This is a genomic window from Serratia sp. LTN-2 (assembly GCF_059740205.1).
Map to the genome: position 1 here is coordinate 1 of NZ_JCAXDO010000102.1, position 541 is coordinate 541.

General features: G+C 59.0%; 1 protein-coding gene. It reads left to right on the forward strand.

The genetic code is table 11. The annotated features are described in order from the left end of the window. Positions 1–20 precede the first annotated feature (20 nt). Positions 21–541: hypothetical protein (locus AC6BYQ_RS28565; RefSeq protein WP_498057938.1), on the forward strand; the 521-nt coding region annotated here is incomplete at its 3' end.

Below are 541 nucleotides of genomic sequence, written 5' to 3' on the forward strand. Positions count from 1 at the left end.
CGGGCACGGACAACCCGGGCGTGATCCAGACCGGCACGCCGGCGGTGGATATGGTGAAAATCAGCGGTGCGGACCTGTTTGAAGGAACTCAACTGACGGGCTCCTATGTGTATGCGGCAAACGGCGCGGGCGCGGACAGCTCTCTCTATCAGTGGACCCAGTCAGCTCCTCCCGCAGGTGATCCTTCAAAAGCAATTAGTACAACGGGAGTGATTCCACCTTATACCCTGGGGTCTAGTGATGTTGGCAATGTCCTGTGGCTGACGGTGAAGGCGCGGGATGAAAATTCTGTTGCCGGTAACACGGTGGCGGTGAGCACGGCGATGAGCGATGGTGCTCAGTGCGCACAGGGTGGGCAGTGCAACGGAATTACCAATGTGCCCGGGAATGGTGGGCTTGTCGTTGGCAAACCAAGCCAAACCCTTTCAACCTTGGTTGTGAAGACCGATAGCGCCCTGTCTGATGGCGTGGCGGCCAACACCGTGACGGCAACGTTCCTGGATGCGTCAGGCGTGCCGGTGGCGAATGTACCGGTCACCTT